This window comes from Streptomyces mauvecolor (genome assembly GCF_039532965.1).
GTDB lineage: Bacteria > Actinomycetota > Actinomycetes > Streptomycetales > Streptomycetaceae > Streptomyces > Streptomyces violascens.
Genome location: NZ_BAAASQ010000014.1, coordinates 53,273 through 66,384 on the forward strand (window position 1 = coordinate 53,273; position 13,112 = coordinate 66,384).

A 13,112-nucleotide genomic window follows, 5' to 3' on the forward strand; every position below is an offset into this window, starting at 1 on the left:
CGCCGTCAGCCCCGGGCCGGCTCCTGGGTGAACAGGTTGAGGCGGTGGGCCAGGGCCGCCGCCTCGCCCCGGCCGGAAACCCCCAGCTTGGCAAGGATGTTGGAGACGTGCACGCTCGCCGTCTTCGGGGATATGTAGAGCTCCTCGGCGATCTGGCGGTTGCTGTGGCCGGCCGCGACCAGGCGCAGGACGTCCTGTTCGCGGCTGGTCAGGCCGAGCGCCTCCGCCGGCTCCGCCTGGTCGTCGGCCTCCACCGGGTCCGGGGCGGTCGGCGAGATGCGGGCCCGGCGGGCCAGGAGCTCCAGCTGTTCGCGCAGCGGGCGGGCGCCCAGGCGTACGGACTCGGCGTGGGCCTGGCGGAGCAGCGCGGCGATCGTCTCGCGGTCGCCGCCCTCGGCGAGGAGGGCCGCGGCCCAGCGGTGGCAGACCAGGGCCAGGTCGTGGGGCCGTTCGAGGGGCCTGAGGGCTTGGGCGGCCGCTTCCCAGGCGGCGGCCCGGTCGCGGCCCTCGGCTCGGTCCAGTTCGGCGGCGACGACCAGGGCGAGCGCCTGGCACACGGGGACACGGGTCGGGAGCCGTTTGGCCGCGGTACGGATCAGGTCGAGGGCGGCGGCCCGGCCGGGCCCGGCCGAGGGGAGGCCCCGTACGTCGGCCTCCATGGAGGCGGCCGCGGCGAGCAGCGGCCAGGCGTAGCGCTGGGTGCCGGGCGGGAAGCCCGGTTCGGCGGTGCGGGCCAGTTCGTCGCGGGCCTCGTCGATGCGGCCCTGGGCGGCCGCGATGCCCAGCCCGATCCGGGCGAGCGGGATGGCGTGCTGGGCCATCGGGTCGTACTTGCCGAAGGCCGCGTGGGCCTCGGCGAGGGCGGCCACGGCAGCGTCCAGCTCGCCCCGGAGCAGGGCGAGATCGGCGCGGCGCATGAGGGCGTTGCCGAGCGGCTTGGTGCTCACCGCGATCCGTTGGACCCGCTCGACGCACTCGGCCGTCTCCTGCCAGCGGCCGAGGTTGAACAGGGACTCGGCGCGGTTGGCCTGCACCCAGGCCTCGTTGTCGAGGAGGCCGTACTTCTGGGCGAGGCGCACCCCGTCGTCGGCCAGGCGCACGGCGTCCGCCGAGCGGCCGACGCCTTCCAGGCCGGAGCAGAGGTTCACATGGCCGCGGGTCGCCTCGCCGACGAGGCCCAGCTCAAGGGAGCGGTCGATCACCGTACGCATCGTGGCGAGGCCTTCCTCCACCGAGCCGGAGTCGAGCAGGAGGCTGCCGAGGGTGAGCTTGACGTTGAGCTCGATCTCCTCCGTCTTCACCAACTGGGCGTATTCCACGGCCTGTTCGGCCGCGGCGAGCGACTCGGCGCCGGGCTTGTGCAGCATGCGCCAGCCGGCCGCGGTGGCGAGGACCTCGGCGTGCACGGCGGAGGGCGCGAGCCCGCGCACCAGCTCCTGGGCGGTGGTGATCTCGGCCCAGCCATCGCCGCGCCCCAGGCTCTGCATCAGGCGGGAGAGCTGGATCCAGAACCAGGCGGCGCGCAGCGGGTCGCCCCCGGAGGGCTGGTCGCTTTCGGCCTCGATGAGCCGGAGCGCCTTCTTGGCGAGTTTCAGGGCGCGTTCGCGCTCGCCGCACAGCCGGGCCGCCTCGACGGATTCGGCGAGCAGGTCGAGGTAGCGCAGGGAGGCGGGAGTCTCGGGGGCGCAGCCGCAGGCCGGGTAGGAGCCCGCGTGGTCCAGGGGCCGCAGCCCGGCGCGGATTTCCTGGGGGACGGCGTCCCACAGCTCCATCGCCCGTGACAGGAGCTTGAGTTGCTCGGCATAGGCGTGCCGGCGGCGGGCCTCGACGGCCGCGTCAAGGACCACGGGCAGCGCCTTGGCGGCGTCGTGCGCGTGGTACCAGTAAGTGGCGAGCCGGGTGGTCCGCTCGTCGGGCCGCACCAGCGAGGGGTCGGCCTCCAGAGCTTCGGCGTAGCGGCGGTTGAGGCGCGAGCACTCGCCGGGCAGCAGGTCGTCGCTGACGGCCTCGCGGACCAGGGAGTGGCGGAAGCGGTAGCCGTCGCCGTCCCACGCGGGCAGCAGGATGTTCGCGCCGACGGCGGCGCGCAGGGCCTCGATGAGCTTGTCCTCGGGGAGCCGGGCGACGGCCGCCAGCAGCGGGTATTCGACGGTGGAGCCACCCTCGGCGGCGATCCGCACCACCCGCTGGGCGTCCTCCGGCAGGCCCTCGACGCGGACCAGCAGGAGGTCGCGCAGCGAGTCGCTGAGGTCGGGGCAGGTGTCGTTGGGGTCGCGGCCGACGACGAGTTCCTCGACGAAGAAGGCGTTGCCGTCGGAGCGCTCGAACACCTCGTCCGCCAGGCGCTGTTCCGGCTCGGCGGCGAGGATGCCGGTCAGCTGGTGGTGGACCTCGGACCGGGTGAAGCGGGGCAGCTCGATGCGCCGCACGCTGCGCAGCCGGTCGAGCTCGGCGAGCAGCGGACGCAGGGGGTGGCGGCGGTGGATGTCGTCGGCGCGGTAGGTGGCGACGACGACGAGCCGGCCGCTGCGCAGGGTGCGGAAGAGATAGGCGAGCAGATGGCGGGTGGAGGCGTCCGCCCAGTGCAGGTCTTCGAGGACGAGGACGACGGTGCGCTCGGCGGCGATCCGCTCCAGCATCCGTACGGTGAGCTCGAAGAGGCGGGCGGTGCCGTCCTCGCGCGAGGTGGGGCGGCCCGTCCTGGCGAGCTCGGGCAGGAGCAGGGCCAGCTCCTCCTCCTGGCCGTCGGCCGCGGCGGCGAGCTCGTCGGGCAGCCGGCGTTGCAGGGCGCGCAGCGCGGCCGAGAAGGGGGCGAAGGGCAGCCCGTCGGCGCCGACTTCGACGCAGCCGCCGATCGCGATCACCGCGCCGGCCGCGCGGGCGGCGTCGGTGAACTCCTCGACGAGCCGGCTCTTGCCGACGCCGGCCTCGCCGCCGACGAGCAGCGCCTGCGGCTCTCCGCCGGCCGCGGCGCGGGCGAGTGCTTCGTTCAATACCGCCAGTTCGCCGGCGCGGCCGACGAACACGGGGCTGACTGACCTGGTCTCCACGCTGCCGAGCATCGCACAGGCGTCTGACAACGCGGGGCCGGACGGTCCGTCCCCGGCTGGGGAGGCGGCCCCGGAGGAGGTCGGGGCCACGGCCGGGGACGGCGTCCGGGCGGTGGTGGCGGGGCGGGTCGGGGTGGTCGTCATCGCGGGCGGCCGGGGCTCAGGCGGCCCGTACGAACCGGTTCCGCGGTGAACTCACCCGCCCCTCCGGCCCGTTGTCGCCATCGCGGCGGCCGAAGCGGCGCCCGCCCCGGCGGGCCCGGCCGGCCAGGCGCTCCTGGTCGGCGCGGCGAAGGAGTTCGGCCTCGTGGACCTTGTGCATCTCGTACTCGAACATCTCGGTACTCCTGGGTTGACTCGGTTGAGGTTGCTTCGCCCGGTCCCGGTGTTGTTCCGGTCCCTTGCGATGTCTCAACTCTCGTCTCCCAGGGGCCCCTCCCGCATCGGGCGAGTGCCGCATCTGTGAGGAGGTCCTGCCTTAGACGGGCCGGTGGTGTCCCGGATACCGGACCGATCCGTCTAAGGCGGGGTGGCGGGCGCCTTAGGCGCGCCCTGCGAAACCTCAGCCCTTGGTGCTGGGCAGGGCCGCGAACAGGTCGAGGTACATGCCCGCGGAGATCAGCAGGCCGATCACGCCGAGGACGACTCCGGCGAGGGCGACGGCCTTGACCCACACCGGCTGCTCGGCGCGGCCCGGCGTCCCGAAGGCGGGGCGGGCGAGCACGAAGGCGCCGACGACCAGGGCGAGCAGCGCGAAGACGCCGTTGACCAGGGCGGTGGTGTGCCAGGAGTTGCCGTAGATCTCCTGGATCTGCTGGGCGGCGGTGCCGTTCTGGGAGGTCTTGATCTGGCCTACCAGGGTGGCCCGTTCGGAGAGCGTCTTGCCCATCCAGGTGCCGCTGAGCGACACGGCGCCGAGCGCACTGGCGACGACGGCCGCGGCTCCCGTGCCGAAGGCCGGCCGGGGGGCCGGCTCGTCGTCGGGCTCGTCGGCGTCGTCCTCGTCGTCGAGGCCGTCTTCGGGTGCGGCCTTCTCGGGGTCCTGCGTGTCGGAAACGTCGGTGGCCCGGGTGGCCTCGGGGGCTCCTTCGACGGTCTCGCCCCCGGTGGCGGACGTGGCCTCGGTCTCGGCGTCCGTCCTGGGCTCGGTCTCGGCGTCGGTCTTCGTCGTGGCGGGGGTGGCGTTCATGCCGGGCACGCTAGGTGCCGTTTCTGAGAGCCCGCTGAGAGCTTCCTTAACGCGCGGCCCGTACGCTCACCGGTGTCCGCCCCGCACCGTCCTCAACTCCCGCACCTTCAACGGCCCGCGTGCCGCGGCGCGAGCCCCGCGCCCGCCTCAGCGCCCCACCCGCGCCGCCCGCCACTCGTCCGCGAGGACCGCCCAGATCTCGCTGTCGTGCCGCACCCCTCGGTAGAGGTAGCTCTCGCGGAGCACCCCGTCCCTGGTCATGCCGAGCCGCCTGGCGACGTTGGTGCTCGCGGTGTTCTCGGCGGACGCCACCCACTCGACGCGGTGCATCCCGCGTACGTCCACGGCCCAGTCGATGAGCATCGTGATGGCCCGGGTGATCAGGCCTCGCCCGACCGCCGACTCCTCCAGCCAGCAGCCGACCTCGCAGTTGCCCTGCGCCGGCTCGAAGGTCCGGAAGATGACGGCGCCGACCAGCGTGTCGTCGAGCCAGATGCCGTAGATGCGCCCGGCGTCGGCGGCCGTCTTGTCCGCGTATCCCTGGAGGAAGGCGCGCGCGGAGGCGAGGTCGGTCGCGAAGTCCGGCAGGGCGATGTGGGTGCCGATGTACTCACGGCCCCGGTCCATGTGGGCGAGGAACTCCTCGGCCTGCCAGGGCTCCAGAGGGCGCAGCTCCGCCCCGTCGTCCCCCAGCGATACTGCGAACATCCCCGCTCCTCCATCTGAGTGACTGCGTAACTGCTAGGGCACGAGTTGGTCGGCCCGGTCCTCCGGCTGCTCCGGGATCTTCGCACGGCGGCATTCGGGGGCTTCGATGCTGATCCGGGGAAGCCGCCGGTCGAGCCAGCCGGGCAGCCACCAGTTGGCCCCGCCGAGCAGGTGCATGAGGGCGGGGACCAGGAGGGTGCGCAGGACGAACGCGTCCAGGGCGACGGCCGCCGCGAGCGCGATGCCGAACATGGCGATCACGCGGTCGCCGCTGAGCACGAACGCGAGGAAGACCGAAATCATGATCACGGCAGCCGAGTTGATCACCCGGCTGGTCTCGGCGAGGCCGACCCGGACCGCCCGCCGGTTGTCGCGGGTCTCCAGCCACTCCTCGTACATGCGGCTGACCAGGAACACCTGGTAGTCCATGGACAGGCCGAAGAGGACCGAGACCATGATCACCGGCAGGAACGGTTCGATCGGGCCCGACCGGCCGAGCCCCATGAGTTCACTGCCCCAGCCCCACTGGAAGACCGCGACGACGATGCCGAACGCGGAGGCCACCGCTGCCACGTTCATCGCGGCCGCCTTGAGCGGGATCCCGACCGAGCGGAAGGCGAGCAGCAGCAGCACGCAGCCGAGCGCGATCACCACGCCGACGAACAGCGGGAGTTTGCCGACGATGACCGCCGCGAAGTCGTCGTAGCTCGCGGTCACGCCGCCCACGTACACCCGGAGCGAGCTGCCCCGCTCGGCGGCCGGGAGCACCTCGTGCCGCAGCCGGTCGACGAGGTCGCTGGTGCGCTGCGACTGCGGTGCCGAGTCCGGTACGACGGTCAGGACGGCGGTGCTGCCGCTGCCGTTGTACGTCACCGGGCTCACCGAGGCGACGCCTCCGGTGGCGCGCAGCACGTCGGGCAGCCGCTCCACGGCGAGCCGGTCGCCGGGGCCTTCGAGCTCGGCGACGACGGTGAGCGGCCCGTTCACGCCGGGCCCGAAGCCCTCGGCGAGGAGGTCGTAGGCCTGGCGTGTGGTCGTCTTGGCGGGGTTGTTGCCCTGGTCGGACGTGCCGAGGTGGAGCGAGAGCGCGGGCAGCGCGAGCACCAGCATGACCACGGTGGCGATCACGCCGAGCAGCTTGGGGTGGCGCTCCACGAAGCCGGCCCAGCGGGCGGCGAACCCGGTGGGCAGCTCGGGCCGCGGCCCGTGGTCGGCGAGCCTGCGCCGCTCGCGGCGGCCGAGCGCCCGCATCCCGATGAACGAGAGCAGCGCGGGCAGCAGCGTGACGGAGGCGGCGACGGTCAGGACGACGGTGAGTGAGGCGGCGACGGCGACGCCGCCCAGGAAGCTCAGGCGCAGGATGAGCATGCCGAGCAGGGCGATGCAGACGGTCGCGCCCGCGAAGACGACGGCTCGCCCGGTGGTGACGACGGCCGTGCGGGCCGCTTCCTCGACGCTCATGCCTTGGCGCAGTCCGCGCCGGTGTCTGGTGACGATGAACAGGGCGTAGTCGATGCCGACGCCGAGCCCGATGAGCATGCCCAGCATGGGCGCGAAGTCGGCGACGGTCATGACGTGGCCGAGCAGTGCGATGCCCGCGTACGCGGTGCCGACGCCGACCAGGGCGGTGGCGATCGGGAGCAGGCTGGCGGCGAACGAGCCGAACGCGAGGAACAGCACGACGGCCGCGACGGCCACGCCGACGACCTCGCTGAGGTGCGCGGACGGCGCTTCGGTGAGGGCGACCGCGCTGCCGCCGAGTTCGACGTCGAGGGAGTCGGAGGCGGCGGCCCCCGCCGTGTCGACGACGGCCTTGGCCTGCGCCTTGGGGATGTCGTCGGCCTGCTCGTCGAAGGTGACCGTCGCGTACGCGGTGCGTCCGTCGGCGCTGATCCGGGCCGCGCCCTCTGCCCCGTACGGGCCGGCCACGGAGGCGACGCCGGGGAGCTTCGCGACCTGCGCGAGCGTGTGCTGCATCTTCTGCCGTACGCCGCTGTCGCGGACCGAGCCGGACGCGGTGTGCCAGACGATCGAGTCGGTGTCGCCGCCCCGGCCGTGGAAGGCGGCGTCGAGCAGGGTGCTCGCGCGGCCGGACTCGGTGCCGGGGGCCTCGTAGTCGTTCGAGTAGGCGGAACCGGCGACGGCCGCGGCGGCCGTGGTGGCGCCGAGCGCGAGGAGCCAGAGCAGTACGGCGACGAGGCGGTGCCTGACACACCAGCGCGCGAGGGCGGCCAACAGAGTGCTCCCGGATGATTTTGTGGCTCTTTGACCGGGAACAGCCCGCAAAGAACGGCGGTGCGCAGGATGCGCGTCAGCCACTCTCGCAGTCAATAGAGATCGTTTGCCCCTTTCGTGGCCTTCCTCACAGGGCCCCTCCCCCCATGGGGGTAAAAGGACCCGGACTCAACGCCGAAGGGCCTCCGCGGGTTCGATCCGGGCGGCGCGCAGCGCGGGGTAGGCGCCGGCGAGCAGACCGGTCAGGGTGCCGATCAGCGGGGCGGGCAACGTCGTCCAGGGGTCGAGGATGGCCGTCCAGTTGTGGGCGAGGGCCACCGACAGGGTGACCACGATGCTGACGGCGGTGCCGAGCAGCCCGCCGAGGGTGCCGAGCACCGCGGACTCGGTGAGGAACTGGGCGGCGATGTGCCGGGGCCGCGCACCCAGCGAGCGGCGCAGCCCGATCTCGCCGGTGCGTTCCAGGACGGAGACCAGGGTGGTGTTGGCGATGCCGACGGTGCCGATGACCAGGGTGATGCCCGCGAGCAGCAGGAACAGCGAGTCGAGGCTGCCGGTGACGCTGTCCTGGAGCGCGTGCGGCGCGGGCGGCGGCACGGCCTGGAGGTGGTCGGGGCGGTCCGGCCGCAGCGCGAGCGGGGCCTGCTGCGCGATGAGCCGGGCGGCGCCGACCCGGGTCTGGATGAGCATGGTGGCCGCGTAGTCGGGCGCCGGGTCGCCGTAGTCGGCGCGGGCCGTGCGGTCGGGGATCACCACCGAGAGCAGCAGGTTGGGCAGCCGCTCGACGTTCTGCAGGATGCCGACGACGGTGTACGGGGTGCCGTTGACGAAGACGGCGGGCTGGGCCGCCAGATTGCTGATGCCGAGGCGGCGGGCGACGGCCGAGCCGATCACGGCGACGTGCATGCGCCTGCTGTCGTGGAAGGTGTTGTAGAGGGTGCCGCTGCCGAGCGTGGGCCCGACGGCCTGGAGCAGCCCCGGGCTCGCCGCGTACACCGTGAGTCCCTCCGCGCCCTGCGAGTCCGCGGCCGCCGCGGTGGCCGGTCCCGAGCGGGTGGAGACGGCGGGCGGGGTCTTGAACACCTGCCAGTACGTGCCCGCGTGGACGGCGCCGTTCAGCCGCTCGGCGCGCTGGTCGGCGTCGTCGGGGAAGTCGTATCGGGTGGCGGCGCCGGTCTGCTGTGCCGGGTCGGGCGCGCCGACGTCCTTCACCGTGACCTGGGTGGCGGCGAGCACCGTGAAGTCCGAGCTGATCTGGCCGCGGGCGGTGGCCGTGAGCCCGAGGATGGCCACGAACGCGCCGACGCCGAGCAGCGTGCCGAGGACGGTCAGCGCGGTGCGGGCGGGGCGTTGCAGGATGCCCGCCACGGATTCGGCCGCGAGGTCCCTGAGGACCATGCGGGTACGGGGGATGCCCGGGTGCCGCGGGCGCCGGGCGGGCCTGCTCACGCCGGGCTCCCTACGCGCAACTGACCGCTGTCCTCGGTGAGTTGACCGTCGCGGATGGTGATGGTGCGCCGCGCGCGGGCGGCGACGGCCGGATCATGGGTGATGACGACGAGGGTGATGCCCGTGTCGTTGAGGGCGTCGAGCGTGTTCATGACCCGCCCCGCCGACGCGGAGTCCAGGTTGCCGGTGGGCTCGTCGCAGAGCAGCAGGCTGGGCCGGTTGACGAGCGCGCGGGCGATGGCCACGCGCTGGCGCTCGCCGCCGGACATGGCGGAGGGCAGCGCGTCGAGCCGGTGCCCGAGGCCGACGGCGAGCAGCGCGTCCACCGCGTCGGTACGCCGCCGGGCGCGCGGGGTGCCGAGGTAGACCTGGGCGAGCATGACGTTCTCGGTGGCGGTGCGGTACGGCAGCAGGTGGAAGGCCTGGAAGACAAGCCCGATGCGGTGCCCGCGCAGGGCGGTGCGGTCGGCCTCGGGCAGAGCGCCGGTGTCGATGCCGTCGAGCCGGTAGTGCCCGCCGGTGGGCCGGTCGACGAGCCCGATCACATTGAGCAGCGTCGACTTCCCGGACCCGGAGGGCCCGACCACGGCGATGTACTCGGCGCGGCGGACGGTGAGGTCGGTGGGCCGCAGGGCGTGCACGGGGGGCGGCCCGGGGTAGGTGCGGGCGGCGGCGACGAGGTCGATGACAGCGGGGGTGCCGGTGGGCACGGGGGTGACTGGGGCCGCGCCCCGGGCCTCTCGGGCGGGCACGGCGGCGCCCTCGGCCGGTCCTGCCACCTCCGCCTCCGGGCCGTCCGGGCCCTCCCCCGCAGCCCCCACTCGCCTCCGCCACTTCCTCACTGGCCCACCACCACCGCGTCTCCCGCCGCGAGCCGGAAGCCCGGGGCGGCCGTCACGGCCACGTACCCGTCGGCGTCCATGCCCGCGGTGACCGGTATGCGGCTCTGGGCGCCCGAGGCGGCGCGAACGGACACCGAGGTGCGGCCGTCGGCGCCCGCGCTCACGGCGGTGGCGGGCACGACGAGGACCGGCCCGTTGCTGGACGCGGCGGTCACGGTCACGCGCACGTCGAGGCCGAGCCACGGCGCGGGGAGTTCGGTGTCCGGGGTGACGGTCAGCGGGTAGCCGGCCCGGGCCTGCGGGGTGTCGCCTCCGCCGTTCTGGCCGCCTCCGGACGATCCGTTCTGCCCGCCACTGCCCGAACTGCCGTTGTGCTGGCCCGAGTTGGAGGATCCGGTGGTGTATGCGCCGAGCGCGGTGATGGCGCCCTTGGCCTCCTGGCCGAGCACTTCGGCGGAGAGCTGGACCTTCATGCCCTCGCGCAGCGACGACTTCTGGTCCTGGGTGAGGACGGTCGTCACCACGGGCCGCCCCGAGTCGATGGTGAGCAGCGGGGCGGCGACGGCCGAGCCGACGGCTCCGTTGACGGCGGAGAGCCGGGCGGGGAAGGCGGGTACGAAGGTGAACTCGGCGAGCGGGAGCATGACCCCGGTGTGCGCGACGAGGTCGTCGAGGGTCTTCTGCGCGGTCGCCAGGTCCTGTTCCGCGTACCCGAGTTGGGTGGTGGCGGCCGAGATCGCGGCCGCCCCCTTCGCGCCGTCGCGGGTCGCGCGGGCCGCGGCGACGGCGCGCTGCGCGGTGGTGACGGCCTGGCGGGCCGCGGTGAGCTGCTGCTGGTCCGAGGCGCCGTGCGGGCCGCCGGTGTTGGGCGGGTCGTAGCCGCGGTCGGCGTAGAGCGCGGCTACGGCGGACTTGGTGCGCGGCCCGAAGGTGCCCGCCGGGTCGCTGTCGGCGTACCCGAGGCGGCGAAGGGCGTCCTGGAGTTCGCCGACGTCCTTGCCGGTGTCGCCCGGCTTGAGGTCCCGGTAGGCGGGCACCGGCCCGGACAGCGCGATGACGGGCCGCCCGGAGACCTCGACCAGGACGTCGCCCGGCGCCACCGCGCTGCCGGCCTTCTTACGGATCCCGGTCAGGAGCAGCGCACCGGCCGCCGCCCCTTGGGACTGGCCCTGTACGGGCGTGAAGTTGACGCTGCCGCCCGCGGTGACGGTGCCGCGCAGGATCACCGACTTGGTCAGGACGCGCTGCTGCACCGGGGAGGTGAGCACGGTGGGGTCGGGGGCCCGGCGCCCGGCGGCGTCCTGGGCGGGGGAACGGACGAAGACCGAGGCGACGAGTCCGCCGACGGACAGCAGCGCGGCGCCCGCGGTGACGATCAGGAGGATGCGCTGACGCCTGATCAGAGCGGATGCCGCGGGCGGAAGTTGAGGTTCCGCGGAACGCGGTGCGGGCACACCCGGCGGCGGCCCGGCGTCCTTGTCCGGCCTATCGGCGTCCAGGGCAGTCGGAATACCCGATTCGGGCGTGGAACTGTCTGCCATTCGGTCCGCCTGCCAGGTAGCCGCCCGGTCCGCTTGCGGGATCGGGCGCCAGCTTGATGTGCGGGACCGGCCGCGTCAAGGGGGAATTTCCGGGGTGCCCGAAGACCAGTGTGGCCGAATCACGGCTGTCGTGAACGCGCGGCACGAGGGACACCCACAAGTACACGATCTTTTCCGGGCCTTTTCAACTGGGCTTCCCTGTCCGGGAATTCCGCACTCCGCGTGTCGACCGTCGTGCGGCCCTTCGCAGAATCCGGCCATGATTTCCCCGTATCCGCCGCCCCTGTCGTTCCTTTGAGTCCATGGAGGCTCAGAGTCCGCAAAGCCTCCATTGACCGGACGAACCGCACCACTTACGGTTCTCCTGCCCTGGAGACATCCCGGGACACAGCGGTCTCCGGCCGGAACCGTGCACCACATGAGCACGAAAGCTCGGCCTCACGTCATTTCTCAGGAAACTGAAGGAGATTCGTTGTGAGATCCAGATACGCGTTGGCCGTCGCCGGCGTCGCAGTCGCCGCCCTGACCGGCCTCGCCACTCCCGCATCGGCCGCGAGCGCCCCGGCCGCCACCACGCTCGGCCCAGCCGCCACCGTCATCGGCATCGAGTTCGTCAACGCCAACTACCAGGGCGCGACGTACACCGTGACCGGCGGCACCTGCACCGCGACCTCCTCGGACGTGGACTTCTACGTCAACTCCATGCCAGGTGGCTGGAACGATGTCATCTCCTCGTTCCACAGCTATGCGAACTGCTGGACCAAGCTGTACGAGAACAGCAACCGCTGGGGCTCGACCTACGGCTTCGTCGGCGACTCCAGCTATGTCGGGGACGCGATGAACGACCGCGCCAGCTCCATCGAGTGGAGCTGACCGGACCCCACTCGGCTGCCGCCGCGGACCAGGGCACGGTCCGCGGCGGCGGCCGGCCGGCGAACCGGCTGCTCCGCACCCCAAGCCCTGCGGGCACGAAGTCTGAAAGGTGGCCATGGACGCGCGAGTTCCACAGGGAGGGCGCCCGGGCGCGGCGACGCCGGCCAGGGTCCCCAGGGTATCGGGCCCGGCCCTCGCGGTGGCGGCGGCCGTGACGCTGCTGCTCACCGCGGGCTGTTCGAGCTCCTCGCAGAAAGCGGAGCAGCCGAAGACCGGCGCCATTCCCAAGATCACCGATGCCTCGCAGATCAAGCCGCTGCCGCTGGACGCGTACACCCTCAATCAGCAGCAGTATCTGGACACGCTCAATGCCCAGCGCGTCCTGGCCCGGCGCTGCATGACGCAATACGGAATCGACTGGCACGGCAGCGATGTGATCGACCCGGCACCCGTCGGCCAGAAACTCGACACGCTGTTTCTGATCATCGACGAGAACCGCGCCTCGCAGTACGGATACCACTCGCCCGACGATCATTCCAAGGACGGCTCCCAGGGCGGAAAGAAATCCGGCACGGGTCCCGATCCGACCCCGGTCGAGAAGTCGGTCTTCACCGGCACCTACAAAGGCCCGGACATCAATGGCCATTCCGTCCCCAAAGGCGGCTGCAATGCCGTGGTGGAAGCCGAGTTGACCAAGGGCGGCGCACCGGGAGTGGGGATCTTGGACGCCGCGAACGTCATGATGGGCCCGTACCAGCAATCGAAGTCGGACAGCCGGGTCCAGGACGCGTTCGCTGCCTGGAGTACGTGCATGAAAGGCAAGGGGTACACGTACAAGAGCCCCGACGACGCCGTGAACGACCCGACGTGGCACGCCCCCCAGCCGAGTCCGACGGAGATCGCGACGGCCCGCGCGGATGTCGCCTGCAAACAGCAGACCAATGTCGTCGGCATCTGGTACGCGGTCCTCACCGCCTACGAGAACCGATACATCGAGTCCCACGCCGAGGACCTGGCCAAGGTCAAGAAGCAGATGGACGCCACACTGCGCAATTCGGCGACGATCCTCGCGACAGGAAGCTGACATGAAGTCAACCCAACGCCGGCGCCTGGTGATGGTGGCGGCACTCGCGGCGCTTCTCTCGATGGCCGGGCTCGCGGGCTGCAACGACGACTCGTCGCCGCAGCCCACGACGACCACCCAGGGTGCCTCCCCCGGATGACC

General features: G+C 72.6%; 11 protein-coding genes. 3 read left to right on the forward strand and 8 right to left on the reverse strand.

The window, feature by feature from the left end; all coding sequences use genetic code 11:
* Window positions 1-5: 5 nt before the first annotated feature.
* The 8 genes from ABD346_RS19910 to ABD346_RS19945 all read right to left on the reverse strand — a co-directional run bounded on the left by ABD346_RS19910 (window position 6) and on the right by ABD346_RS19945 (window position 11,014).
* Window positions 6-3,062, reverse strand: coding sequence for a helix-turn-helix transcriptional regulator (locus ABD346_RS19910; protein ID WP_344376745.1), 3,057 nt, complete (start codon window positions 3,060-3,062; stop codon window positions 6-8).
* A 148-nt stretch (window positions 3,063-3,210) separates the two neighbouring features.
* Window positions 3,211-3,387, reverse strand: a complete 177-nt coding sequence (locus tag ABD346_RS19915) for a hypothetical protein (protein ID WP_344376518.1) — start codon at window positions 3,385-3,387, stop codon at window positions 3,211-3,213.
* 225 nt (window positions 3,388-3,612) lie between these two features.
* On the reverse strand, window positions 3,613-4,239 hold the full coding sequence (locus tag ABD346_RS19920) for a hypothetical protein (RefSeq protein WP_344376519.1): 627 nt from the start codon (window positions 4,237-4,239) through the stop codon (window positions 3,613-3,615).
* 147 nt (window positions 4,240-4,386) lie between these two features.
* Entirely contained in the window at window positions 4,387-4,947 is a 561-nt protein-coding gene (locus ABD346_RS19925; RefSeq protein ID WP_344376521.1) for a GNAT family N-acetyltransferase, read from the reverse strand.
* 33 nt (window positions 4,948-4,980) lie between these two features.
* Window positions 4,981-7,182 carry an MMPL family transporter gene (locus ABD346_RS19930; RefSeq protein ID WP_344376522.1) on the reverse strand — a complete coding sequence of 734 codons (2,202 nt, stop codon included), beginning with the start codon at window positions 7,180-7,182 and terminating at the stop codon, window positions 4,981-4,983.
* Window positions 7,183-7,350: 168 nt separating this feature from the next.
* On the reverse strand, window positions 7,351-8,580 hold the full coding sequence (locus ABD346_RS19935; RefSeq protein ID WP_381229292.1) for an ABC transporter permease: 1,230 nt from the start codon (window positions 8,578-8,580) through the stop codon (window positions 7,351-7,353).
* Between the two features lie 47 nt (window positions 8,581-8,627).
* Window positions 8,628-9,410 carry an ABC transporter ATP-binding protein gene (locus tag ABD346_RS19940; RefSeq protein WP_381229185.1) on the reverse strand — a complete coding sequence of 261 codons (783 nt, stop codon included), beginning with the start codon at window positions 9,408-9,410 and terminating at the stop codon, window positions 8,628-8,630.
* A 59-nt stretch (window positions 9,411-9,469) separates the two neighbouring features.
* Window positions 9,470-11,014: a peptidoglycan-binding protein gene (locus ABD346_RS19945; protein WP_344376525.1), complete on the reverse strand. Its 1,545-nt coding sequence runs from the start codon at window positions 11,012-11,014 to the stop codon at window positions 9,470-9,472.
* A 474-nt stretch (window positions 11,015-11,488) separates the two neighbouring features.
* Between ABD346_RS19945 and ABD346_RS19950 the strand changes: the two genes are divergently transcribed.
* The 3 genes from ABD346_RS19950 to ABD346_RS19960 all read left to right on the forward strand — a co-directional run bounded on the left by ABD346_RS19950 (window position 11,489) and on the right by ABD346_RS19960 (window position 13,110).
* Window positions 11,489-11,887 carry a hypothetical protein gene (locus ABD346_RS19950; RefSeq protein WP_344376527.1) on the forward strand — a complete coding sequence of 133 codons (399 nt, stop codon included), beginning with the start codon at window positions 11,489-11,491 and terminating at the stop codon, window positions 11,885-11,887.
* 211 nt (window positions 11,888-12,098) lie between these two features.
* Window positions 12,099-12,971, forward strand: a complete 873-nt coding sequence (locus ABD346_RS19955) for a hypothetical protein (protein ID WP_344376529.1) — start codon at window positions 12,099-12,101, stop codon at window positions 12,969-12,971.
* Window position 12,972: 1 nt separating this feature from the next.
* A complete protein-coding gene (locus tag ABD346_RS19960) occupies window positions 12,973-13,110 on the forward strand; it encodes a hypothetical protein (RefSeq protein ID WP_344376531.1) in 138 nt (45 codons plus the stop codon).
* Window positions 13,111-13,112 lie beyond the last annotated feature (2 nt).